This window comes from Paenibacillus sp. 1182, from assembly GCF_017833915.1.
Classification (GTDB): Bacteria; Bacillota; Bacilli; order Paenibacillales; family Paenibacillaceae; genus Paenibacillus; species Paenibacillus polymyxa_D.
Genome location: NZ_JAFICR010000001.1, coordinates 277687 through 301971 on the forward strand (window position 1 = coordinate 277687; position 24285 = coordinate 301971).

The following is a 24285-nucleotide window of genomic DNA, read 5'->3' on the forward strand; positions in this document are numbered from 1 at the left end:
ATGATATAAGAAGCTTTATGTTTATTTCACTAAGCTATCAGGAGGGAACACGAGTGAATTCATCAAAATGGATTTGGCGGTCTGTCGGTTCCGTTTCCATTGCCGCCACATTGCTATTATTGTACGGATTTATTACAGCAGTACAAAGTATCACGGCTCCAGAGCCAATGGTTAGCACTCAACCTGTACATTCCGGTACATCGCAGACACAAACTGCGCCATCCGCTACTAATCAGACGGGAGAGTTTCGGGTAGCTGCCATTGGAGATTCGCTAGCCAAAGGCACGGGGGATGACTCCGGAAGTGGTTTTGTGCGTCGGTCGGTGAGCTTGTTAAATAATCAGGAAGGCCATAAGGCTCAGCTCATAAATAATCTGGGGATTAATGGACTGACGACTCAAGGACTATTGACCAAGCTGGATGAGCCTGGTGTTTCTTATGTGTTGAAAAAGGCTAACGTTATTATGGTCTCGATTGGCGGAAATGATTTATTTCAGGGGGCTCAGGCTGCCCAAACCGGCAAAGAGCCGCCTACACTCAGTGGTTTGCGTAAAGCTGTGCCTGATGCCGCCAAACGTCTGCAAAAAGTGCTGACAAAGGTAGGGAAAATCAATCCGAATGCTAAAATTATCTATGTCGGATTATATAATCCATTCAGTGATCTGCAGGAAATGAAAATTCCCGGTAATCTTGTGGTAACAGAATGGAATCTGGCTGCCATGGCAATTACCAACCAAAACAGCAATATGACTCTGGTTCCAACTTTCGATTTATTCCAGCAAAATTTGCCCGTCTATTTATCATCCGATCATTTTCATCCAAACGGACAGGGCTATCAGGCAATCGCTGAACGTATCGCGCAAGGGTTTGCAGTTGCAAACACGAAGGATGCCGATAAAGTGGATAATGAACAACAGTCTACAAGCATCCAACCTGCTGAAGTGAAAAAGGGAGGGAACAACTAATGAGCATCCAATCTGCTGACAAGAACGGGACTGGAATAACCGAAAATTCGACCTCAAGGGATGCAGTGTCCAGTTTCCATTCCGCCAATCAGGTTGGCAGCACAGGCAGAGACAGAAGCAATAACGAAACAGTTCTCTCTGTTCAGCACGTTAAGAAACGTATCAAACGCAAAATGATCATTCATGATGTAACATTCGACGTTCGTGCGGGTGAAATTTTCGGATTTCTCGGCCCTAATGGGGCTGGGAAAACGACGACTATTCGTATGCTGGTCGATTTAATTAAGCCTACGGAAGGGACGATTACTGTCTGTGGACATAATGTAAATCGTGACCCTGAGCAGGCTTTACGGCATATTGGTTCTATTGTGGAAAATCCAGAGGTGTACAGCTATCTGACAGGATGGGAGAATTTAGAGCATTTTGCCCGTATGCAGCCTGGTGTAGACGAACAGCGTATCCGCGAAGTCGTTGAGCTGGTTCGGCTCGATCGCCGTATCCATGATAAAGTAAGTACGTATTCTCTCGGAATGCGCCAGCGTCTTGGTATAGCCCAAGCCTTGCTCGGTAGACCGAAATTGCTGATTTTGGATGAACCGACCAACGGGTTAGACCCCAAGGGGATCAAGGAAATGAGAGCTTTTATCCGTTTGCTAGCGGCAGAAGGCATGGCTGTATTTGTTTCCAGTCATTTGCTTAGCGAAATCCAGCTGCTATGTGATCGGGTGGCAATTATAAGTAGGGGAAAGGTGCTAGCTGTAGGTGGTGTACGAGAACTGGTTGAGACGCACTCACATATGGCCGTATGGCAACTGGAGCCTCGTGATCAGGGTCTTGCCATATTGCAAAATTCTCCGCATGTGCAAATGATTACGAACGCCGATGAATTAATTGATGACAGTATTGTTGCAGGTAGCGGAGCCGATGCAATTTTTACAGAAATGGATGAAGAGCATATTGCGGAGCTGGTGACACAAATGACGGCTTCCGGTATTTCCGTTAAAGGTGTAACCAAAATCAACCCTACACTGGAGCAGCTATTCCTGAAAATGACGGAAGGTGAGATACTTGAATAACATTTTACCGCTCGTACAAAATGAAACACTCAAAATTATCAAGAAGAAACGATTTTATGTCATTTTACTAGTTTTACTTGTGCTTGTGCCGATTTTTACGTACGCTCAGATGAAAGTGGCAGAAAACAATCGCGAAAAATTCGGCAATGATTGGCGGCTTGAACTGCGTCAGGCGATTACCGATAATCAAAACTCGCTGGGAAGTGACCGGGTTCCCGAGGAATGGAAGACCTACCGTCGGGTCTTTGTGCAGCAGATGCAATATTATTTGGAAAATGATGTGAATCCGAATGAGCCGAGTGGTGTCACTTTTACCAGAGAGTTTATGGATAATTCCATAAATCTGTTCGTTCCGTTGTTGATTATGGCTATTGCCTCCGACTTGGTTTCAGGAGAACGGACGACAGGCACGATAAAAATGTTGCTGACCCGCCCAGTCAGGCGGTGGAAAATACTGCTGAGTAAGCTGCTGACATTGTACATGTTCGTTTCGCTCATCATTTTGGCTGTATTTGTAATTAGCTATGTGATATCAGGCTTGTTTTTTGGTTTTCGCGGTTTTAATGTTCCGGTATTTACCGGATTTCAAATTGTTGGATCGACGGTGGATTTGTCTGCTGTACATGCGATTCCACAATGGCATTATCTGATGCTGCAAGCCGGATTAATCTGGTTTGTCAGTCTTGTGGTAGCTTCGTTAGCCTTTATGGTATCTGTCCTGGTACGAAGTACGGCGGCAAGTATCGTGGTCATGATGGCTGCACTCATTTCGGGCACTATTTTGACAAACATGGCTTCGTCTTGGCAGAGTGCTAAATATTTATTTATGGTTAACCTCCAATTAACCGATTATTTATCTGGAAGCCCCGCCCCGATTGAGGGAATGACTTTACCCTTTTCTTTAGCTGTACTGGGCATTTGGGGGGCTGCGGCATTGATTGTTTCATTCGCCGTCTTTACGAAACGGGATATATTGAATTAAAATGGACAAGGTAAAAGAAAACATCTGTTTGCATTTTTGGTGAAAATCATCAAGAATAAGGCAAAACACGGTTACGATTAGACAAAGGGGGAGCATGAATGGTCGACAAAATCGACTTGTCTGCGGGAGTGTCCGGCACACAAAGCGGAGCTTCAGAATATGGCGCGGACGACATTCAAGTGCTCGAAGGGCTTGTGGCAGTTCGCAAACGGCCGGGCATGTACATCGGGAGCACCAGTTCTTCGGGGCTGCATCATTTGGTATGGGAAATTGTAGACAACGCGGTGGATGAACATCTCGCCAAGTTTTGCTCTCGCATTGATATTACAATGCATAAGGACGGTTCCATTACGGTATCAGACAACGGGCGCGGTATTCCTACGGGAATGCACAAAACGGGAATTCCTACGCCTCAGGTTGTATTCACCATTTTGCACGCCGGAGGTAAGTTTGGCGGTTCGGGATATAAAAAGTCCGGGGGTCTGCACGGTGTAGGTGCGTCTGTAACGAACGCTCTTTCGGAATGGCTTGAAGTAGAAATTTACCGAGACGGTAAGATTCACCGTCAGCGGTTTGAATATTGGCAGGACAAGAAGGGCGTGGAGCATGTCGGGGAACCGACCACAGGCCTTGAAGTGCTGGGCAATACTAACAAGACGGGCTCGAAAATTACATTTAAACCGGATATTCGTGTATTTCAGGCAGGCATTCATTTTAACTACGATACGTTGGCTGAACGCCTTCAGGAGATTGCTTTTCTAAATTCGGGCCTTCGTATTCAACTTAAAGACGAACGCAGCGGAAAGTCAGATGAGTATTTTTATGAGGGTGGCGCAAGTCAGTTTGTTGCTTTTCTGAATGAGGGCAAGGATGTGCTGCATGACGTTATTCACTTTAATGCCGAGAAAGAAGACATTGAAGTAGAGATTGCCATCCAGTACAATGCGGGTTATACAGAGACGATTGCTTCGTTCGTTAACTCCATTCCGACACGTGGCGGAGGTACGCATGAAACGGGATTCAAAACCGCTTACACTCGTGTCATGAACGACTATGCGCGCAAAACGGTGATGTTGAAAGAAAAGGATAAAAACTTGGAGGGCAACGATCTACGTGAGGGCATGATGGCTGTAATCAGTGTCAAGATGGCTGAGGTTGAATTTGTCGGTCAGACAAAGGATCAACTGGGTAGCGCTTCGGCACGGAGTACAGTGGATGCCATCGTATCTGAGCAGATGCAGCGTTTTTTGGAAGAAAATCCGCAGATAGCACAAACTTTGATCAAGAAGGCAGTTCAAGCATCCAGAGCGCGTGAAGCTGCACGTAAAGCTCGGGATGAGATGCGTTCCGGTAAAAAGCGCAGTGAAAGTTCCAATTTGAATGGTAAACTGTCGCCTGCGCAGTCCAAGGATTTTACACGTAATGAGTTGTTTATTGTGGAAGGCGATTCGGCTGGAGGATCAGCCAAGCAGGGACGGGATTCCAAAATTCAGGCCATCTTACCACTAAAGGGTAAACCGATGAATCCGGAGAAATCCAAACTGGCGGATATTATGAAGAATGATGAGTACCGTGCTATTACAGCAGCTATTGGTGCGGGGGTAGGAACAGAGTTTTCGCTGGAAGACAGCAATTATTCCAAAATCATCATTATGACCGATGCAGATACAGATGGTGCGCACATTCAAGTGCTGTTGTTGACGTTCTTTTATCGGTACATGAAAGAGCTTATTGATGCAGGACGCATATTTATTGCTCAACCGCCATTGTATAAAATAACTCGAAAGTCGGGTAAGCTCGAAACGGTGCGTTATGCTTGGACTGACGAGCAGCTTGATAATTATTTGAAAGAATTTGGACGAAATTTTGAGCTTCAGCGCTATAAAGGACTTGGGGAAATGAACCCTGATCAGTTATGGGAAACAACGATGAATCCTGATTCACGCACCTTGTTACGCGTTCAGATAGAGGATGCAGCCAAGGCTGAACGTAGGGTGTCCACTTTGATGGGGGATAAGGTGGACCCGCGCAAACGCTGGATCGTGGAAAACGTAGATTTCACGGAATACGTAGAGTAGTGCTATCAAATGAGGTGTAAACATGAGCTTATCGGAGCAGTTTTTGCCAGCTTTTCTGGAGGAAGTGGTCGGTGACCGCTTTGGCCGATATTCCAAATATATTATTCAGGATCGGGCGATACCCGATGTAAGGGACGGATTAAAACCCGTACAACGTCGTATTCTTTATGCAATGTACGATTCGGGCAATACGCCGGATAAAGCATATCGTAAATCGGCCAAAACCGTTGGGGACGTTATGGGTAATTACCACCCCCACGGTGACTCGTCGATTTACGACGGCATGGTACGGATGGCACAACCCTGGAAAATGAGTCACGTGCTGGTGGACGGTCACGGTAACTGGGGTTCCCAGGATGATGACCCGGCAGCAGCTATGCGTTACACGGAGGCTCGCTTGTCTCCGATCGCAATGGAAATGCTACGCGATATTGAAAAGCGTACGGTTTTGTTCAAGGACAATTTTGATAACTCGGCCAAAGAGCCTGTTGTGTTGCCGTCTCGTTATCCAAATTTATTGGTGAACGGTTCCAGTGGGATCTCGGCGGGATTTGCGACAGAGATTCCTACACATAGTTTACGCGAAGTTATTGATGCCAGCATTGCGGTGATGGAAAAGCCGGAGATTGAGTTGGAAGAGATTATGACCTTTATTAAAGGTCCTGATTTCCCGACTGGTGGACTCATTATGGGTGGCGAAGGTATCAAGGACGCTTACCGCACGGGAAAAGGACGCATTTATATTCGTTCCAAAACGGAAATCCAGTCCTTGCGCGGAGGTAAGCAGCAACTGGTCATTACCGAAATCCCATACCAGATCGTCAAATCAAGACTCGTTACCGCCATGGAAAATATCCGTTTGGAGAAAAAGGTGGAAGGGATTGCCGAGGTTCGTGACGAGAGTGGACGAAATGGTTTGCGCATTGTTGTCGAGCTAAAGAAGGAAGCCGATGCGGAAGGGATTTTAGCATATTTACTGAAAAAAACCGATCTACAGGTGGCATATAACTTCAACATGGTAGCCATTGTGAACAAAGCGCCACATCAGCTTGGGCTAAAGTCCATTTTGGAAGCGTATATTGCTCATCAACGCGAAGTTGTTACTCACCGTATCCAGTATGAACTGGAAAAGGCAGAGGATCGTGCCCATGTGCTGGAAGGTTTGGTCAAGGCGCTGAACATTCTGGATGAGGTCATTGCAGCCATTAAAGCTTCCAAAAATCGCCAGGACGCGCAAAATAATTTGCAATGGATGTTTGGTTTTAGCGAACGTCAGGCAGATTCTATTTTGACTTTGCAGTTGTACCGTCTCACCAATCTGGAAATCACCACGCTTGAAAAAGAACTGGGTGACATCCAGAAAAAAATCGCGCAATATCGTTCTATTCTGGAAAGTGACCGTAAGCTGATCAGCCTAATTCGCAAGGAACTGTTGGAAATTCGCGAAAAGTACGGCATTGACCGTCGTTCAGATATCCAGGGCGAGGTAGAAGAGATTAAGGTGAACCTGGAAGTTATGGTAGGAGCAGAGGATGTGTTGCTGACACTCTCGAAAGATGGATATGTGAAACGTACAAGTATGTTGTCATTCACTCGTTCAGGCGGGGAACGTTCAAGTTCCGGTGTTAAAGAAGGGGATTACGTTACCCAATTGCTTGATGTGAACACGCTGGATGTATTGCTCGTCTTCACCCAGCGCGGACAATACTTTTTATTGCCTGTACATCAGGTGCCAGAGTATAAGTGGAAAGAGCCGGGCACTCCAATTGTCAACGTCATTCCGTTATCGAAGGAAGATCGTATCGTAAGTGTGATTCCGCTCAAAAACATCGAGGAAATCGGCAAAAGCCTGGTATTTGTAACTAAGAAGGGCCAAGTAAAGCGTACAGAGTTGAAAGAATATGCTACAAAACGTTCTAGTGCCGTAGCCGCCTGCAAAGTAGCAGGGGACGATGAGGTGTTATCGGTAACGTTAAGCGAGGGTACCCGGGATATTATGCTGATTACCCGCGCGGGTATGAGTATACGCTTCAAGGAGCAAGAGGTTAATGCGATGGGCCGCGTCTCGGCTGGTGTCAAAGGTATACAGCTGGCGGAAGGCGATGAAATTATCGCAGCGTTATGGGTAGAAGAGGATGAAGGAGAAGTGTTGGTGCTGACCGAGTCCGGTTATGGTAAGCGTACGCTTCTGTTGGACTATCCTACACAGGGAAGAGGCGGCAAAGGTATCACCACCTTTGAGTTCAAGGAAGGCAAACGAATACGTTCGAATGGAACGCGAATCGTGGCTGCCTTCTATTGCCGTGAAGCAATTCAATTATTTGCGATCACAGCAGAAGGACAAACGATGTCCTTCCTTTCGGAAAAGGCTCCTTTGACTGATCGCAAGGATACAGGCAAGTTGCTGGCTCCAGTGGAGAAGAAGGACGAAATTGTGAATGTGCTGCTGCGTAGTGAGCCGCAAGCTTCTCAGTCCATAGAATAATAGGAAAGTCAAGCGCTTTTTAGCTCGAAAAAGAGAGGTCCTCTCGTGCCATTCCGGCACGAATGAGGACCTTTTTGCCGTCATGGTGTCGAACCCTGACCAGCCTTCAAAACCGAGGTGAGACTTCCTTCCCCTTTTCATTTCATGCTCCAAAAACGGCAGGAAACCGGGGCTGTATGGCGAAAATTTAATGTGATGAAATACAATCCGGACGGTGGCCCATACGGTAACTTTGATGCTTTTACTGACCCTGTTATTTAAAGGAGTGAGGCAAAATGCAAACGACCGAATTTGCGAAAATCTGGTCCAGAATGGCTAAGGATTATAAGGTTCATATGGAGCAGCAGCTGGCTCCATCACTAACGGAAGCTCAACTTACGGTGCTGGAGGTTTTGAACGAATACGGCCGTATGAAACCGTCTCAACTAATCCCATATCTCGCCACCACACCAGCCGCGGTTACGATGCTGCTGGATCGGATGGAGCGGAATCGACTGGTCACCCGTTTCAGAGATGTAAAGGACCGTAGAATTGTATGGATTGTTATCTCGGATCAAGGGAGAGAAGAAGTAGAGCGTGGATTGCGAATCCGGGATGATTTTCTGGGTTCTGCACTAAACCGAATTTCTCAGCACAATCAAAATTTGCTGGTTTATTTGTTGGGGAAAATTACAACGAAGACGAAAACTTCAGTAATGACACGTGAGGCTGAGGGAGTAAAGGAACAAATAGAACGAGCAGAATAACTAGAATGGTGGATATATGAAAGTAGCTGTACGCAGCAGATTATCATTTTAAGGAAATTAGGAGTGCGCGGATGAAATACCTATCGTGGTATTCATACCGCGCTTTTTTGTGTTGAAGTATAGGTGATATTTGGGTGAATGTTGACATTTACATAAGAGATGATAAAATAATAGTTATAAATAAATAACATTTCGCATGCAAATAGTTTCTAATTTATGTATATGCATATGGATTGTGAATTGGGTAATAGAAAGAAGGATGGTTCCAGTGAGTGATAGAGAGGAAGACAGACTTGAGGTGTACCGGATTATTCAATCAATAAGAGAGGTTAACAAAACGATATTTTATGCCTTCTGGAACGAGGAGCAGCATTTGGATCTGACGGCCATTCAGCATATGGCTTTGGCAATTCTGAATAAACGCCCCAACATCGGGTTATCCGAGTTGGCAGACATAGCGCATGTGGGAAGCAGCTCTATGAGTGGGGTGGTTGACCGCTTGACCAAGGCGGGATATATTGCTCGCGGACGGCATGAGCATGACCGTAGATCCTTAGTGCTGACGCTTACGCCGGAAGGGAAAGATATCATGCAAAAAGTAGACGACATGTGGATGGAGCGCGTCTTGCCCATTCTGGACATTCCGAAGGAGCATCTAGAGATGGTCCTGGATATCCATAAACAAATGATTATGAAATTAACACCGAAGGGAATGAATCAACTTGAGCAGTCCTCAAATGACACTACCAGGTAATGTACGCAGAGCACCCATTGTGGCCGCTCTGTTGATTGGCGCGATAGTAGCGATATTAAATCAGACGTTGATCAGTGTGGCTTTACCGAAAATGATGAGTGATCTGAATATAGATGCCAATATAGCTCAGTGGCTTAGCACGGGCTTTATGCTCGTGAATGGGGTATTAATCCCGGTGACCGCGTTCTTGATTGCCCGTTTCTCCACTCGTAAATTGTTTATTAGTGCGATGACTATTTTTTCAATCGGCACGCTGTTATGTGCTATAGCACCGAGCTTCAGCATATTGCTGATCGGTCGGCTTATTCAGGCCGCGGGGGCAGGTATCATGATGCCCTTAATGATGGTCGTTATCTTGAACATCTACCCAATAGAGCGTCGTGGCCGGGCGATGGGAACCCTGGGGATTGCTATGGGTTTTGCTCCAGCCATTGGGCCAACCTTATCCGGTTATATAGTACAGCATTATGACTGGCGGGTATTGTTCTGGATCATCCTGCCGATTTCAGTAATTTCGATTGTGATCGGATTTATTTTTCTAAAAAATGTAACGGAGCAGTCCAAGCCAAAGCTGGACATTCCCGGCATCATTTTGTCTACGCTCGGTTTCGGTGGACTGTTATACGGCTTTAGTGATGCAGGAACATCAGGTTGGGGAAGTATTCCGGTCCTGTCTACGCTTATCGTTGGGACAATTGCGCTTATTTTGTTTATTGTTCGCCAATTGAAGGCAGATGAGCCTATGCTGGAGTTCCGTATCTTTAAATACGATGTGTACAGCTTGACGACAATCATTAATGTGATTGTGACGATGGCTTTGTACGCCGGTATGATATTGCTTCCAATTTATTTGCAAAATATTCGGGGTTTTACACCGCTCCAGTCCGGAATGCTAATGTTACCGGGAGCGATTCTGATGGGGCTCATGTCTCCTGTAACGGGGGCTATTTTTGACCGAATCGGAGCGCGTTGGTTGTCTGTAATTGGTTTGCTGATCATGGCTATAACAACTTGGGAATTTACACGGTTGACCGAAACAACCACCTATATGACACTGTTAATTAATTATACGGTGCGGATGTTCGGGATGTCTTTGCTGATGATGCCGATCCAAACGGCCGGGTTGAATCAGCTTCCGCAACGATTGAATGCACATGGTACGGCGATGAGTAACACGCTGCGTATGATTTCCGGCTCAATTGGGACGGCAATTCTGGTGACGGTGATGTCCACACAAAGCAGCAACCGTTTGACGTCGATTGTTACATCTGAGGGACTAACCGTGACGGATAAAGTGGGGATGCTGGCTGCAGGCAATCAAGCTACAATTTATGGGATTAACTCGGCTTTTATCATTGCAACAGTGTTGAGTGTGGCCGCTCTGATTTTAGCGTTTTTTATCAAAAATACGAATGCAAAAAACGCCCATCCCCGTCAACAGCTGGTAAACAGCAAGAAGGGGCAGTCCGTGGCTTCCTCGTCATAAAAGGATAAGATGACGCATTAATTTAATTTTCTACAAAAAAGAACCTGTAACGCATGTGAACAAACATGCATTGCAGGTTCTTTGTGCAAATGGGGATTGAGGATGTAGATATCCAGATGGAGCAGGGCTTTTCGGTTCAAATTTCAGTCGTAATCATGTTCTCGTAAAGCGACCTGGGCCATTCATTCCATGGAAATTGGACAGGAGGTAACGAGTGAAATCTCATATCGTCCTTGCTAACCGGATGCGGTGCTCCAGCGAGTAAGGACCAAAGCGCCAGCTGTTGACCGGGCCGACTCAGATGACCCCCATATTTTTGGTCACCGTAGAGGGGACAGCCGATCGCCTGCATTTGCACACGAATTTGGTGTGAGCGTCCGGTGTGCAACTTAATCTGCACGAGACTGAGTCCATCTGCTTGTCCGATCACGCGGTACTCCAAAATGGCTTCCTTCGCACCAGCCGTGCCAGGCCGAACCGTTTGAACCGTGTTGGTTCGACTATCCTTTAGCAGGTAATGGGTCAGACGGCCTTGCGGGGCCGTAGGAACGCCATTCAGAACGGCTGTATACAGTTTGTGAAAATGACGACTTCGAACCGACTCTGACAGGCGAGAAGCAGCTTTGGACGTCTTAGCAAAAATCATGGCTCCACCTACAGGCCGATCCAGTCTGTGAACTAAACCCAAAAAAACGTTACCAGGCTTATTGTGTCTAATTTTTAAATCTTCCTTGAGTAAAGACAACAGATCAGGATCACCACTGGCATCCTCTTGCGTTGGAACATTGACAGGCTTTACAACCGCCAAAACATGATTGTCCTCATATAGGACAGGGATGTTCGACTGTGCATGTTCATGCCAAGTAAGTTCATTTTGAGTCATAAGAGGAATTTAAGCCTCCCAGCGTCCGAGAATACCACAAGGCAAATTCAATCCCGAGCGTGTGATCGGCAATCCGATTTCACCAGCGCTAATTTGGCCGCCGTACTTTTGTTGCATTGTCATGCTCAGCATGTTGCGCAATACAGTAGGCGAAATACCTGTAGTATAGGAGTTAATGAGCATGAACAGCGGTTGATCTGAAATGATGCTCATGCAGGATTCGAGAAACGGGTATAAGCTTTCTTCAAGCTTCCAAGTTTCTCCGTTCGGTCCGCGCCCGTAAGAAGGAGGGTCCATAATAATGGCATCATAACGGTTGCCCCGACGTTGTTCTCGTTGCACGAACTTGAATACGTCGTCCGTAATGAAACGTACCGGACGGTCAGCCAGACCGGACAATTGAACGTTTTCCTTTGCCCACTGTACCATGCCTTTGGCGGCATCCACGTGAACCACACTGGCTCCAGCATACGCAGCAGCAGTAGTGGCTCCTCCCGTGTATGCAAACAGGTTCAGTACAGAAATGGGTCTGCCTGCACCTTTGATTTTATCCATCATCCAGCTCCAGTTTGCTGCTTGCTCTGGGAAAAGACCAGTATGCTTAAAGCTGGTCGGTTTAATGTGGAATTTAAGCGGTCCATAGCTAATGGTCCAGCGCTCAGGGATAGGTTTTTTCATATCCCAGTTGCCGCCACCGGAGGAACTGCGGTGATAATGCCCATGAACATTACGCCATTCAGCTGTTTCCTGGGCCAAAGGCCATATGATTTGCGGATCGGGACGACGCAGGACAATATCACCCCAACGTTCTAGTTTTTCACCACCGCCTGTATCCATTACTTCATAGTCTTTCCATTCTTGTGCTACATACATGTACAATCCATCCTTCAGCAGTCAATTCAGGATTCAGGCAGCAAGCTGCACAGAAATCCCCATATGGAGTCTATTGTACAACAAACCACAGCAACAATCGAATGATTACATAAATAAGTAAGTAGTCACTTGGTCTAAAATATTTTTTCTCGGATGTACTTGTAATTATAGCGCTTCCATATTAAAATGAAGCCAATCCCACTTGTACGTACAACCATCCGTTTTTTATTATAATAATGAAAATGGAATGAATTGTACGTACATAATATTTTTTTTATCAACACAGCTGAAATTCTACTTCATTAAATAGGCCTCTAATTAATTTGCTTATCCATAGGTTTTCAGCCAGCAGCCGCATGTCATGCGGCTGTTTTGCGTATATTTCCCCAAGATTAAACCTAGTTTTTGAAATTAACATTTGACAATGAGAATCATTATCAAATATTATTTGAGTAACAGGGAGTGAAAGCATCCCATATTTCAAATAAAGGTGAGGGATGAACTTGGGTAAAATCATGATTACTTATGCCAGTTTGACCGGTAATACAGAGGAAATTGCGGAATTGATCGCCGAGGGCGTCCGTCAGGCAGGACATGAGGCTGAGTTGAAGGCTTCGTATGATTGCAGCGCGCAAGAACTGCTCGCATATGACGGGTTCCTGCTGGGTGTATATACATGGGGAGATGGTGAGCTTCCTGATGAATTTTTGGATTTTTACGAGGAACTAGACGAACTTGATCTGTCTGGTAAAAAGACGGCAGTATTTGGTAGTGGAGATACATCCTATACGCAATTCTGTGGTGCAGTGGACTTGGTAGAGGAAAAAGTCAAAGAACGCGGCGCATCGGTCATTCAAGAGAGTCTGAAGATTGAATTCAATCCATTGGATGATGATAAGGAGAATTGCCGAGCTTACGGAAGACAATTTGCACAGGCTGGTATTGAAGTGTCCTGAGAAGAGAGTGAGGGATAGGTATGCGCAATAGCGATAGCTTAAGCGGCTTTCCTCTTCTGCACGACTATCAGCTGGAGGAGATGTGGAGAACTCCACAGCCAATCCGTCAATCACAGAGGAAAAGAGGGCGTGAGGGCTGGAATTGGCGGCAACGGGTTCAATATGCAGTAGGGCATGCGCTCAACGAATACTTTGGAATGGAAGTAAAGGTACGGCGGGAAGTCCCTGTCCAGTATGTGCTGGAGAAATGGTGGCCCAAGCAGTCAGACAGCTTTGAATCTTTGTTCCATTATTGGGATGTCAAAAATAAAGTGTCAGGTGAGTTGTCAAAAATTTGTGGCTTAAATAATGACTTGATGGTGCCTGTGATGCTGTATGAACAATTTTGTACGTCTGTGCCTGAGTTAGAGATCAATATTTCGCTTATTGTTCAGGCTGCTTGGCAACTATCAGCAGAAACAGATTCCCTGCTCATTCAAAAGTACATCGTTGACTATAATCCTAACGTTATTAGTACATTCCAACATATGACAAATGTATTTTGTTATTACGCATTTGGGGCCCTTCCTCAGCTTATTGAGGTATACTGTCTGCTGGAAGGCAAGAAGGTCCGCTTCATTCCGGGGCCTGCTTCTTTACAGCAATCTCTGGATTATGTGAGGCTATTGAGGGATTCCAAAGATGATGTACATGGGACGTCAGAACGCTGTCGTTGCGGGGGTTGCATGGAAAAGCAAGCTTCTCAAGGGAATAGAATGAATAAGAACACGAAGGAAGGACAGGAGGCGAAAAACTGCAAACAACGGTCAGCTGTACCTACGCCTTTCTCTTAACATTATTGTGTAACCCTTTAATTGTAAACTATCCCTTTTTGTGAAAGAGCCTTGGAAACAAGGTTCTTTTTTATGAAAAAAAATTATGAAAAAACTGAAAATTTATGTTGCCTGAATAGATAAATATATCTATAATATTTCAATGTACAATAGTTATATGAAAATATTTAAATATAAAAGACGGTTTGTGGACCATGGATCAGATTGTCCTATGTACATAAAATAAGTCCTGTCTTTTGCATGGCACGTTGCCATGTGTTTATTTACGTTCTCCATTTGGTTTAATGGCCTAATATTTCAATTTTAAAATATTAGCGTTGAATAATAAAAATTTTTTGGACAACAGGGGTGGAAGAAGTGAGTAAGAAAACTGTATTGCCAATCCTCATTGTACTGCTCGTTCTGAGCGGTGGAGCTATTGGCTACTATTATTGGTATCAAGCAACACACTTTGTTAAAAGTGACGATGCGCGCATTCAAGCCGATCAATATAAGGTAATGCCGCAAATCTCCGGAGAAATAAGCCACATTGATGTGGAAGAAGGAGATGTTGTTCAGCGTAATGAACCGATTGCCGAGCAGGATGTATCGGGGCTGGATGCGAGCATGATCAGCAAGTCCGTACTGCGCGCGCCGATCAATGGAACTGTCATTAAGATTTATTCGAAAGAGCATGAAATCGGATCGCCGGGTAGTGCTGTTGCAACTATGGTGGATATGAACAGCTTGTATGTATCCACGAATATTGAAGAAAATGACATTAACCGCATTAAACCAGGACAGCTTGTTGACATTACGCTTGATGCAGCAGGGGACCAGGTGATTCAGGGTAAAGTTCGTAAAGTAGGCGAAGCCTCCAACGCCGTGTTCTCACTCGTTCCTGCAGTCAACACAAGTGGTAATTTTAACAAGGTGACTCAGCGTGTGCCTGTAGAGATTGCTGTGAACAAGCCGAAGGATCTGAAGCTTATTCCTGGAACGAACGTGGAAGTAAAAATTCATACACCTTAAAAAGGAGGGGTCCATGTGGCTGCCAATGATATTGCTGCTGCTCCTTCGACAGATTCTTCCAAAGAACGCTGGCTTGCCTTTTTCGCTATCGTTTTAGGCGCCTTTGTCGCCATTCTGAACAACAGTCTGATCAATGTCGCCATTCCTAGATTGACGACGGATTTAGGATCTACGACGACACGTATTCAGTGGGTTATTACAGGTTACACGCTTGCATCTGGTGTAATCGTACCGATTACCGGATATATGGAGCAGCGCCTCGGATACAAAAAGTTTTTGATTCTAGCGCTCAGCGTATTTTCGCTGGGAACGGGAATATGTATTTTTGCATGGAGTGATTCTTCCCTGATCGCAGCACGGGTGCTGGCTGGTCTGGGCGGTGGTGTTATTATGCCGCTGAGTATGACGATTATTTACAAAATTATGCCGCGTGAACAAATCGGTATGTCCCTTGGTATATGGGGGATCGCCGCAATGGCAGCGCCGGCTGTAGGGCCTACGCTTAGCGGATATTTGATTGAGTGGTTTAACTGGCGGTTCTTGTTTATTGTCAGTGTGCCGGTTGCTTTATTTGCAATTTTAATGGTTATTCTTCTAATCAAAGAGCCGCCTAAAGTAGAGCCGAAGCCGTTTGATCTACCGGGCTTTTTGCTGGCCGCAACTTGTGCCGGAACACTCTTGTACGCATTGACCAACGGCCAGCGTGATGGCTGGACTTCTTTTGGAATTGTATCCCTGCTGTTTATTGCTTTCTGGGCACTTGTTTTTCTGATCTATGTAGAAAGCGGCAAGGATAATGCTGTAATTGAAATCTCATTATTCAAGAATTCAAAGTATACGATTAGTGTTATTGCCTCTAGTCTGGTCATGATGGGGATGTACGGAGGAACGTTCCTAACACCGTTGTTTTTGCAAAATATCCAGCGTGTGTCACCGATTGATACTGGTATTATCCTCATTCCACAGGCCATTGCCATGGCGGCTATGATGCCTATTGCCGGGAAGCTGTTCGATAAGTTCGGAATTGTGCCTTTGGGGCTTGTGGGCCTGACGCTAACCAGCTTTATGACCTATCATCTTCACCAGCTTACGCCAGATACTTCGCATGCCTGGTTGGAAACCGTAATGGCATTACGGGGTCTGGGAATTGGTATTTGCATGATGCCATTATCCACGGTCGGTATGAATGCCGTTCATCCGAGCAAGGTAGCCAATGCATCTACAGCATCCAATCTGGTACGTACTGTAGCTGCATCTATGGCGATTGCAGTGCTAACCGCCATTATGCAAAGCCGTTCGGCTGCTCATGCCCAGCAAATTTCGGAGTCCATTACACCAGACTCGGCTCATACGCTACAAGCGACATTGGGCAGCTCATGGATGTCATCCATAAGTAGTTTAATCACACTAGATGCCACATCAAGAGGGATTGGGGATACGTTCCTCATTTCATCCATACCGCTGTTTTGCACGATTCCACTAATCTTTTTGTTTATTCAGAGGAAGAAAGCAAAGACACAGCCGGAAGCTTAATCAAGGAACTATAAAATACGACTGGATGACTTACATTATTTCCACGGACAGAAAGAAAGGGAATTATCATGAAAATATTGAGAGTAGAAAGTACATTAGCGGCTTTAGTGCTCGGCGGCGCAGTGCTGGCAGGCTGCTCCAGTAATAGCGGGGCGGCTCAGGATATGGTCGTTCCGGTTAAAATCAGCCAAGCACAGCAGGGAATTATCGGACAGGGGAATATTTATACAGGAACGGTTACACCATCGGAGACGGTGAACATCGTGCCTAAAGTGGGCGGTAAAGTGGTTGAACTGCCTGTGGATATTGGCTCCGAGGTTAAAAAGGGTCAAGTACTGTTCAAGCTTGATGATAAGGACATGCGGAATAATGTTGCGAAAGCCCGCGCCGCAGCAGCTGCGGCAGCAGCCGGAGTAAGCACCGCTCAAGCATCCCACGAATCTACGATGGTTCAGGCAAACTCGGGCTTAGTGCAGTCCAAGAGTGGCGTGATTCAATCCCAAAGTGCAATCAATCAGGCACAGGGAGCTATTAATCAAGCCACTACAGCCGTAGAACAAGCAACACATGGTGTCTCCTCGGCAGCCAATACGGTGAAACAAACGCAGCAAGCTTTGGCAGATGCACAGAAGAATGTAACACGTACACAAAGTCTATTTGATGCAGGTGCGAGCACCCAAGCTCAATTAGAACAAGCCAAAACAGCAGTCGTGAATGCGGAAGCGGCTTACAATAATGCACAAAATGCGCAGGCTAACGCGCAAGATCAGCTGGTAGCTGCGCAGAAGGCTCTAACTACAGCTCGCAACAGCTATGATTCAGCAAAAAATAGCTACAGTAATGCAAATAGCGGTTACAGTAATGCGCAAAATCAGCTCAAAGTATCTCAAAATACTGCGGTTATCGAGTCCAGCCAACAATCTCTTAAGCAGGCTCAGCTGAATGTGAACATTGCTCAGGATGCATTGGATGACACCGTTGTTACATCACCGATCAATGGTATTGTGGGCACGAAAAATGCAGAAGTGGGCGAAATGGTATCCGCTCAGTCTCCTGCGCTGGTCATCGCTAATCTGAGTACGGTCAATACATTGATCTATGTTCCAGCGGAGCAGATCAACAATGTAAAAGCAGGTGACAAGGTACAGGTTCGTGTTGCAGCTTCCAACATTGTAACAACAGGTACAGTTAAAAATGTAAGCCCGTTGGATGCAAGTGGAAAAGGCTATCCTGTAAAAATCTCAGTAGCGAATCCAGACACGAAACTGAAATCCGGCATGTTGGCTGATATCAGCTTTGTCGCTGCCAATGCACAAGAAGGAATTGTGGTTCCTACTGCGGCAGTTCAAAAGGATCAAGGTAAAGAATATGTATATGTTGTAAACGGAGACCATGCGAAACGTAAGGAAGTGAAGACTGTTCAGACGGCAGGTTCACAAACACTCGTTACCAGTGGCTTGAGCAATGAGGAGAATGTGATCGTGAATAATCTGGCATTGCTGTCCGATAACTCACCGATTACAATTAGCCAATAATTAGGCTCTAAACTTACGTACTATATAATAGTAGAAGTTTATTATGAATATGCAAAGACAGCCTGCTTAGGGGGCTGTCTTGTTTTTATTTCATTCAGCAAATTTTACATAGGATTAATGTCGATATGGGACTATTTTTGACGAACATTGGTAGAATAGGATAGACTAAATTGGAAATAGATAGTTTACGAGATCTCAGACAAGCGATCGGAGGAATTGTAAGATGGAAGTGAAATTGGTAGTGGATTATGAAGCTTATGAGAATGGCCAAACGATGGCTAAATCTATTGAGGAACTGGCAGCCAAGCCGGAGAGCGCGCAAGTTACAGATCTCATCATTGGAGATTGGGGCGGCGCCTATGAAAGTTCACCAGAGGATTTTATCCCAGTGTTAGTGAAACTCAAAGATCAATTCCCTAAGATACGCAAACTGTTTATTGGTGATATGGAATACGATGAGTGTGAGGTTTCCTGGATTAACCAGACGAATCTGTCCCCATTGTTAGAAGCGTTTCCAGCATTGGAGTCCTTTCATATCAAAGGTAGCCAGGACCTGAGCTTGGAGCCGCTTCGTCATAACCATCTTCAAGAATTGGTTATTATCTGTGGTGGTCTGCCTGTGAGCGTTCTTGAGCAAATACGTAATGCTGAACTGCCTGAACTGCGCAAGTTGGAACTGTATTTGGGTGTCGAGAACTATGGCTTTGACGGTAGCCTGAAAGATGTTTTGCCGTTTTTAGACAGCAATCCTTTTCCCAAACTTACATACTTGGGACTCAAAGATAGTGAAATACAGGATGAAATTGCTATTGCAGCAGCTAATGCCCCTGTGATTGGACAATTGGAAGTGCTGGATCTCTCACAAGGTACGTTGTCTGATAAAGGTGCAGAAGCGCTACTGGCTAGTGAAAGTATAAAAGGGCTGAAGCATCTGGATTTGAGCTATCATTATATGTCTAGTGAAATGATGCAACGTTGGAAAAGCTCAGGTCTATCTGTGAACGTGGAAGATCAACAAGAAGCGGATGAGGAAGATGATTGGCGCTATCCATCACTGACTGAGTAATTTGTACAAATGGATTTCTAAAACGGACTGTTTTCAAAATTAAATTGATCTAAAGTGAGGCGGCTCTATGGTTAGGATGTCAGACTGTAATGTCAGCGAGCCGTTTATCTTGTTCGGTAATCCGGGAAATCGTCGAACTACTGGGCTGCAGGAGGCGAGAAGCAGATTAATGCTTCCGCCCGCTCTGGAGGTTTCCTATAAGAATGTGCTGGAAGCTATTCGGCAGAAACAAGGTCTGAGCGAGCTGATGTTGCGAATAGCTGCACGAGCTACGCAAGATAGCGTGAATGGCAGTTCCTTTGTGCAAGAGAGCATTGATCAGTTACTGGCGGGGCAGATGGACAGTGGTCCGCTGCTTCGTCTGGATGCACCGGGCGAAAGCTTTGAGGTAGAGCGTGAGTTGATTGCTCTGGGTGCCTCGGATGGTGAGGGAGACGATTCTCTGTTGCCATGGCCCGAATGGACACAAGGCACAGGTATATCGGCGGCAGAAGCGCGATGTCTGCAGGAGCAGCACGGTCGTATTTGGCACCCGGCACAATGGTTCCGGGGCTATTGCCGTCTGCTGGCCTGGCTGCGGGATGAAGTGGCTCTGCTCTGGCCCTCGTCACACTGGATGAACGACCCGGCGGAAGTTGCCGTGATGTTCGACAAACGGCGTTGTAGCGCCGATTTAGGCAAGGCAGATATAAGGGTTCCACCAGTGCTTGCATCTTCAGGTGGTGCATTTCGTGATGTTGTCGATCTGCACACGGCAATGAAGGAGAGCGGGTTTCACCGCGTATTTGTGAAAATATTTTGTGGGTCCGGTGCTTCTGGTGTCATGGCCTATCAGGTACATCCCCACACACACGCGGAACTGGCAGTGACCACGATTGGAACGGAAATCATACACGGACAGCGCGTGTATTATAATGCCGGACGATTGCGTCGTTATACGGATAAGCAGGACATTCATGCTATCCTTAACTGGCTATGCCTGGAAGGGGTACATGTGGAGCGCTGGATTCCCAAAGCGACCTTGAATGGGCGTGTTTATGATGTGCGCCAACTCGTGTGCGGATCAGAAGCTTGCCATGCGGTTTTACGTTTGAGCCACAGCCCTATTACGAATTTGCATTTGCGTAATGAGCGGCTCTCGCTGAAGGAAGCCGGATTACCGCAGAATACGGTGGAATCGGTCCAGCTTACGGCGAAAGCCGCTATGAGTGTTTTTCCAGCCTCCATGGTTGCTGGACTGGATGTGCTGGTTCCGGCTCATGGTGGTCATCCCTATGTGTTGGATGTTAATCCGTTCGGTGATTTGCTGTACCGAGTTGAGCATCAGGGTTGGAATCCGTATGAATGGGAAATGCAGCACCTCGCTAATAGGAGCGTGGGTACGGAAAGGAAAAACAGATATGACTGATATGAATCAAATTGTCGGCTCTCATGATATTGTCATGATTACGCTTGATACTCTGCGTTATGACGTAGCAAAGCTGGAAGAAGAGAACTGTCCGAATTTGTGCGGCTCCGGGTCGTGGGAAAAACGCCATACACCGGGTAGCTTTACCTATGCTGCACATCATGCTTTTTTTGGCGGATTTTTGCCGACTCCAGCGAATACAGATAAGACTTCACATATTCGTCTGTTCCACACCAAGGATACGGGATTGCGTACGCATTCACATACGTGGCTGTTCGATGCCCCGGATATTGTGTCCGGGCTAGAGGGTGAAGGTTATCGGACCATCTGTATCGGCGGCGTTATTTTTTTTACAAAGAAAAATAAGCTTGCCAAGGTGCTGCCTGGATATTTCCAAGAAAGCTACTGGCGTATGAACTTTGGTGTTACCAACCCCCGTTCGACGGAGAATCAGGTGAATCATGCTCTGAAACTGTTGGAAAATGCAGACCCGTCACAGCGCTTGTTTTTATTTCTGAATGTATCAGCGATCCATGGGCCTAATCATTATTTTGTGAAGGGCGCAGCCAAAGATTCAGTGGAGTCTCAACGGGCAGCCTTGCGGTATGTGGATGGTGAACTTGGACGTTTGTTTGATGCTTTGCGAAATCGGGGCAAGACGTTTTGCATGGTTTTTTCCGATCATGGTACAGCTTATGGGGAAGACGGCTATGAAGGACATCGTCTGGCGCATGAGGTAGTCTGGAATGTGCCTTACCGCGAATTTATTTTATAGAGCAAATAGAAGTATAGATTGCACTGGTAAAATATCAAGAAATCAATCCAGCGTGAGGAAGGAGCAGAAATGAAAGCCATAAATCTGAATCACTCGCATCCAGCGGATGCGCCAGCCCCGGAGATAGACACAAACTTAGCACCGTCTAGGTTTCAGTGGCCTGAAACTCCTGCTGAATGGGCAAGCACAATCCGTGAAGCTCCTTACCGCTCCTATCTGTACTCTTACCCGCATAAAACGGCCTATCGTCCGTTTGATACACCAGTCTCATTACAGGAGTTGTGGGAGAAGGAGGAGTTAGAAAGCTATTTTTTGTATATGCATATTCCATTTTGCGCGGCTCGCTGTGGGTTTTGTAACCTGTTCACTTTGCCGGACAAGCGTCTGGATGTACATAAGGAGTATGTGGATGCACTAGAAAGACAAGCCAAGCAATGGACACCCATTATGGGGCGTCGACCTTTTTCACGTTTTGCGATCGGCGGCGGTACACCGACCTTACTGGAGGCTCCTTTGGTGGAGCGCTTGTTTGACATTGCGGAAAATATTATGGGACTGGACCCTAAGCGAGCTTCTATTTCGGTGGAGACCTCTCCCGATACTGTGACTGAAGACAGGTTGGAGGTGCTCAAGCGCCGCGGGACAGATCGTGTCAGTATGGGAATTCAGAGCTTTGTGGAATCAGAAAGTGCCGCCATATACCGACCTCAGAAGCCCAAACTTGTTAGAGAAGCACTTGAGCGGCTGGTGGAATACAACTTTCCTTTGCTGAACGTAGATCTGATCTATGGCTTGCCTGGTCAAACGGTGGAAACCTGGCTGTATTCTTTAGAGGAAGCCCTGTCTTACTCGCCAGGAGAAATATTTCTTTATCCGTTATATATTCGAGAAAATACGATTTTAAAGCCAGGCTATACCGGGCTGGATCATGATATTCGCCTTAGCTTGTATGAAGTGGCGCGCGAACGGCTCAAACAAGCAGGATATGTACAATACTCCATGCGCCGTTTTGCTAAAAATGATGGTATATCCAACAAAGAGCTTTTACCCTACAGTTGCCAGGAGGAAGGTATGGCTGGTCTGGGGTGTGGTGCACGCTCCTATACACGCAATGTCCACTATGCCAGCCGTTATGGGGTTAGTGCAGCAGCTACCCGTAGCATTATCGCAGATTATGTTGCTGCGGAACGTCATGATCTGGCTGACTACGGCTTTATTTTAAATGTGGATGAGAGTAAGCGACGCTTTATCTTAAAGGCGCTTCTTCATCGGGAAGGTTTGGAGCTATCAGCCTATGCAGAGCGCTTCGGTGTATCCCTGTCGGACGATTTTACAGGAATGTCGTTGCTGCTGGAATCCGGTATGGCTGTCGTCGAGGAGGGCACGCTGCGACTTACAGAGGAAGGAATGGCCTATTCCGATGCGATTGGGGACTGGATGATCTCCACGTCAGTACGTGAGCGTATGGAAGGATATGTAGGCGCATGAGAGCGACCTTATATTATCGTGGTTCGTTGACCTCGTGTAACTATGCTTGCCCTTATTGCCCGTTCAGTAAAAACGTTGATAGTCGGGAAACGTTGAACAAGGATCGGGTCCAGTTGGAACGTTTTGCTGATTGGGTACGGAAACAGGGCGTTTTGGGGCATCGTCTCTCTATTTTTTTTAATCCGTATGGAGAAGCCTTGATTCATTCCTGGTATCGCAAGACCATGATTGAGTTTTCCCACATGGCGCATGTGGAAAAAGTGGCGGTACAGACGAATCTCTCGACGAAGCTGGATTGGACGAAAGAACTGAACGCGGAGACTGCTGCGCTGTGGGCTACATATCACCCTGGAGAGACGAAAGAGCAAGTTTTTATATCGCAGGCTATGAAGATATATGAACTTGGTATTTCCTATAGTGTCGGTACCGTCGGGTTAAGACAAGCCTTCCCAGCTATTCGTTCCTTAAGATCGCAACTTCCAAGGGATGTTTATTTGTGGATCAACGCTTACAAGGATCGACCCCATTATTATACAGATGCTGAAGTTACTGAATTAACTGCGATCGACCCCTATTTTCAATGGAATTTAAAGGATTATAGCAGTCAGGGACGGGCATGTCGCGCCGGTGAAGATGTATTTTATGTCCAGGGTGACGGAAGAGTAAAACACTGCTATCAGGATCGACGGGTGCTTGGACACTTATATAGAGATGGTCTTAAGGGTCTGAGTGGCAAACGTCCGTGCCGGATGAAAGAATGCGGCTGCTATATCGGCTATATTCATATGGAAGAGCAGCCGTTTTGGGAAATGTACGGTAGTAGCTTACTCGAAAGAGTGCCGCAAGTACAGGTATCTCCGGTTCCATCATTTAGCAGACAGGCTATTCATAGAGATAATGAATCCATATAACAAGGGGTGTCCACATCTAAATGTAATACTATAGCACCTTGATCTATTAGAAAAACGATCAACAAAAAACCGACCCTTGCCATCAAGCAAAGGTCGGTTCATTTGTTTTATAATAACTCTATACGACAATAACTCTATACGACTGTTCTATGCGATATAATCAAGTTTGGATGATAGCAGTAATTTCTTCATCCAGATCCAATCTGATTTGTTCGCGATAGGCACGAATATTGTATTCGGAATATAGGTATCTCAGAATGGCTTCAATCATATTGGCTTCCACCAGATATTGACTGCGGCCCTGTACATGGACTTCTGCTGAATAACCTGTATCCTCTTCCCAGCTTAGTTCTACTGTCACATCCGTGGGCTGGACACCTTTACGTTCAGCCATATGCAAGCAAATAGCGTTGACAATCTCATCCATACTCAAAATCATAG

Annotated in this window: 21 protein-coding genes; 18 read left to right on the top strand and 3 right to left on the bottom strand. The window is 46.0% G+C overall.

The genetic code is table 11. The features are described 5' to 3' along the window. The first annotated feature begins 17 nt into the window (after positions 1-17). The 8 genes from JOD82_RS01405 (at position 18) to JOD82_RS01440 (ending at position 10572) form a co-directional block, all read left to right on the top strand. Positions 18-965: a GDSL-type esterase/lipase family protein gene (locus JOD82_RS01405; RefSeq protein ID WP_069010648.1), complete on the top strand. Its 948-nt coding sequence runs from the start codon at positions 18-20 to the stop codon at positions 963-965. Continuing rightward, complete coding sequence (locus JOD82_RS01410; protein ID WP_029518152.1) at positions 965-2041, top strand: ABC transporter ATP-binding protein; 1077 nt, start codon at positions 965-967, stop codon at positions 2039-2041. The genes JOD82_RS01405 and JOD82_RS01410 overlap by 1 nt, the downstream gene beginning before the upstream one ends. Beyond that, the gene (locus JOD82_RS01415; protein ID WP_029518151.1) at positions 2034-3023 is read left to right on the top strand and encodes an ABC transporter permease; all 990 of its coding nucleotides are present in this window, start codon (positions 2034-2036) and stop codon (positions 3021-3023) included. Before JOD82_RS01410 ends, JOD82_RS01415 begins: the two co-directional genes overlap by 8 nt. A 98-nt stretch (positions 3024-3121) precedes the next feature. Next, positions 3122-5101: a DNA topoisomerase IV subunit B gene (gene parE, locus JOD82_RS01420; protein ID WP_013310617.1), complete on the top strand. Its 1980-nt coding sequence runs from the start codon at positions 3122-3124 to the stop codon at positions 5099-5101. 22 nt (positions 5102-5123) lie between these two features. Then, positions 5124-7586, top strand: coding sequence for a DNA gyrase subunit A (gene gyrA, locus JOD82_RS01425; RefSeq protein WP_069010644.1), 2463 nt, complete (start codon positions 5124-5126; stop codon positions 7584-7586). A 275-nt stretch (positions 7587-7861) separates the two neighbouring features. After that, positions 7862-8332 (top strand): MarR family winged helix-turn-helix transcriptional regulator, encoded by a 471-nt coding sequence (locus JOD82_RS01430; protein WP_039271193.1) that lies wholly within the window; start codon positions 7862-7864, stop codon positions 8330-8332. Between the two features lie 268 nt (positions 8333-8600). Continuing rightward, a complete protein-coding gene (locus JOD82_RS01435; RefSeq protein ID WP_069010642.1) occupies positions 8601-9086 on the top strand; it encodes a MarR family winged helix-turn-helix transcriptional regulator in 486 nt (161 codons plus the stop codon). Beyond that, the gene (locus tag JOD82_RS01440) at positions 9070-10572 is read left to right on the top strand and encodes a DHA2 family efflux MFS transporter permease subunit (RefSeq protein WP_069010641.1); all 1503 of its coding nucleotides are present in this window, start codon (positions 9070-9072) and stop codon (positions 10570-10572) included. The genes JOD82_RS01435 and JOD82_RS01440 overlap by 17 nt, the downstream gene beginning before the upstream one ends. 136 nt (positions 10573-10708) lie before the next feature. On the opposite strand, the gene JOD82_RS01445 is transcribed toward JOD82_RS01440, so the two are convergent. After that, a complete protein-coding gene (locus JOD82_RS01445; RefSeq protein ID WP_069010639.1) occupies positions 10709-11455 on the bottom strand; it encodes an RluA family pseudouridine synthase in 747 nt (248 codons plus the stop codon). Between the two features lie 9 nt (positions 11456-11464). Further along, positions 11465-12328, bottom strand: coding sequence for a class I SAM-dependent methyltransferase (locus JOD82_RS01450; RefSeq protein WP_028540694.1), 864 nt, complete (start codon positions 12326-12328; stop codon positions 11465-11467). Between the two features lie 497 nt (positions 12329-12825). Here JOD82_RS01450 and JOD82_RS01455 point away from each other — a divergent pair, with 497 nt between their 5' ends. The 10 genes from JOD82_RS01455 (at position 12826) to JOD82_RS01500 (ending at position 23844) form a co-directional block, all read left to right on the top strand. Next, entirely contained in the window at positions 12826-13284 is a 459-nt protein-coding gene (locus JOD82_RS01455) for a flavodoxin (protein WP_039271202.1), read from the top strand. A 20-nt stretch (positions 13285-13304) separates the two neighbouring features. Continuing rightward, complete coding sequence (locus tag JOD82_RS01460) at positions 13305-14117, top strand: hypothetical protein (protein ID WP_069010637.1); 813 nt, start codon at positions 13305-13307, stop codon at positions 14115-14117. A 357-nt stretch (positions 14118-14474) separates the two neighbouring features. Next, positions 14475-15128: an HlyD family secretion protein gene (locus JOD82_RS01465; protein WP_069010635.1), complete on the top strand. Its 654-nt coding sequence runs from the start codon at positions 14475-14477 to the stop codon at positions 15126-15128. Between the two features lie 15 nt (positions 15129-15143). Next, on the top strand, positions 15144-16661 hold the full coding sequence (locus JOD82_RS01470) for a DHA2 family efflux MFS transporter permease subunit (RefSeq protein WP_061831583.1): 1518 nt from the start codon (positions 15144-15146) through the stop codon (positions 16659-16661). 68 nt (positions 16662-16729) lie between these two features. Next, positions 16730-18196 (top strand): efflux RND transporter periplasmic adaptor subunit, encoded by a 1467-nt coding sequence (locus JOD82_RS01475; protein WP_039271208.1) that lies wholly within the window; start codon positions 16730-16732, stop codon positions 18194-18196. 223 nt (positions 18197-18419) lie between these two features. After that, entirely contained in the window at positions 18420-19262 is an 843-nt protein-coding gene (locus JOD82_RS01480) for an STM4015 family protein (RefSeq protein ID WP_039271210.1), read from the top strand. Between the two features lie 67 nt (positions 19263-19329). Continuing rightward, a complete protein-coding gene (locus JOD82_RS01485) occupies positions 19330-20670 on the top strand; it encodes an STM4014 family protein (protein ID WP_069010633.1) in 1341 nt (446 codons plus the stop codon). Then, complete coding sequence (locus tag JOD82_RS01490; protein ID WP_069010631.1) at positions 20663-21445, top strand: STM4013/SEN3800 family hydrolase; 783 nt, start codon at positions 20663-20665, stop codon at positions 21443-21445. The genes JOD82_RS01485 and JOD82_RS01490 overlap by 8 nt, the downstream gene beginning before the upstream one ends. Positions 21446-21514: 69 nt before the next feature. After that, the gene (locus tag JOD82_RS01495; RefSeq protein WP_069010629.1) at positions 21515-22933 is read left to right on the top strand and encodes an STM4012 family radical SAM protein; all 1419 of its coding nucleotides are present in this window, start codon (positions 21515-21517) and stop codon (positions 22931-22933) included. Continuing rightward, a complete protein-coding gene (locus JOD82_RS01500) occupies positions 22930-23844 on the top strand; it encodes an STM4011 family radical SAM protein (protein WP_069010628.1) in 915 nt (304 codons plus the stop codon). The genes JOD82_RS01495 and JOD82_RS01500 overlap by 4 nt, the downstream gene beginning before the upstream one ends. A 160-nt stretch (positions 23845-24004) precedes the next feature. Here the strand turns inward: JOD82_RS01500 and JOD82_RS01505 are convergent, their stop codons facing one another. Beyond that, positions 24005-24283, bottom strand: coding sequence for a YxcD family protein (locus JOD82_RS01505; protein ID WP_039271218.1), 279 nt, complete (start codon positions 24281-24283; stop codon positions 24005-24007). Positions 24284-24285 lie beyond the last annotated feature (2 nt).

What these genes read in the sequence shown, in the direction of transcription:
- JOD82_RS01410 (WP_029518152.1), top strand. Translation starts at nt 965, where the DNA reads ATGAGCATCCAATCTGCTGACAAGAACGGGACTGGAATAACCGAAAAT.
- parE (WP_013310617.1), top strand. Translation starts at nt 3,122, where the DNA reads ATGGTCGACAAAATCGACTTGTCTGCGGGAGTGTCCGGCACACAAAGC.
- JOD82_RS01490 (WP_069010631.1), top strand. Translation starts at nt 20,663, where the DNA reads ATGACTGATATGAATCAAATTGTCGGCTCTCATGATATTGTCATGATT.
- JOD82_RS01440 (WP_069010641.1), top strand. Translation starts at nt 9,070, where the DNA reads ATGACACTACCAGGTAATGTACGCAGAGCACCCATTGTGGCCGCTCTG.
- JOD82_RS01460 (WP_069010637.1), top strand. Translation starts at nt 13,305, where the DNA reads ATGCGCAATAGCGATAGCTTAAGCGGCTTTCCTCTTCTGCACGACTAT.
- JOD82_RS01450 (WP_028540694.1), bottom strand. Translation starts at nt 12,328, where the DNA reads ATGTATGTAGCACAAGAATGGAAAGACTATGAAGTAATGGATACAGGC.
- JOD82_RS01430 (WP_039271193.1), top strand. Translation starts at nt 7,862, where the DNA reads ATGCAAACGACCGAATTTGCGAAAATCTGGTCCAGAATGGCTAAGGAT.
- JOD82_RS01505 (WP_039271218.1), bottom strand. Translation starts at nt 24,283, where the DNA reads ATGATTTTGAGTATGGATGAGATTGTCAACGCTATTTGCTTGCATATG.
- JOD82_RS01445 (WP_069010639.1), bottom strand. Translation starts at nt 11,455, where the DNA reads ATGACTCAAAATGAACTTACTTGGCATGAACATGCACAGTCGAACATC.
- JOD82_RS01455 (WP_039271202.1), top strand. Translation starts at nt 12,826, where the DNA reads ATGAACTTGGGTAAAATCATGATTACTTATGCCAGTTTGACCGGTAAT.
- gyrA (WP_069010644.1), top strand. Translation starts at nt 5,124, where the DNA reads ATGAGCTTATCGGAGCAGTTTTTGCCAGCTTTTCTGGAGGAAGTGGTC.
- JOD82_RS01475 (WP_039271208.1), top strand. Translation starts at nt 16,730, where the DNA reads ATGAAAATATTGAGAGTAGAAAGTACATTAGCGGCTTTAGTGCTCGGC.
- JOD82_RS01405 (WP_069010648.1), top strand. Translation starts at nt 18, where the DNA reads ATGTTTATTTCACTAAGCTATCAGGAGGGAACACGAGTGAATTCATCA.
- JOD82_RS01495 (WP_069010629.1), top strand. Translation starts at nt 21,515, where the DNA reads ATGAAAGCCATAAATCTGAATCACTCGCATCCAGCGGATGCGCCAGCC.
- JOD82_RS01500 (WP_069010628.1), top strand. Translation starts at nt 22,930, where the DNA reads ATGAGAGCGACCTTATATTATCGTGGTTCGTTGACCTCGTGTAACTAT.
- JOD82_RS01480 (WP_039271210.1), top strand. Translation starts at nt 18,420, where the DNA reads ATGGAAGTGAAATTGGTAGTGGATTATGAAGCTTATGAGAATGGCCAA.
- JOD82_RS01485 (WP_069010633.1), top strand. Translation starts at nt 19,330, where the DNA reads ATGGTTAGGATGTCAGACTGTAATGTCAGCGAGCCGTTTATCTTGTTC.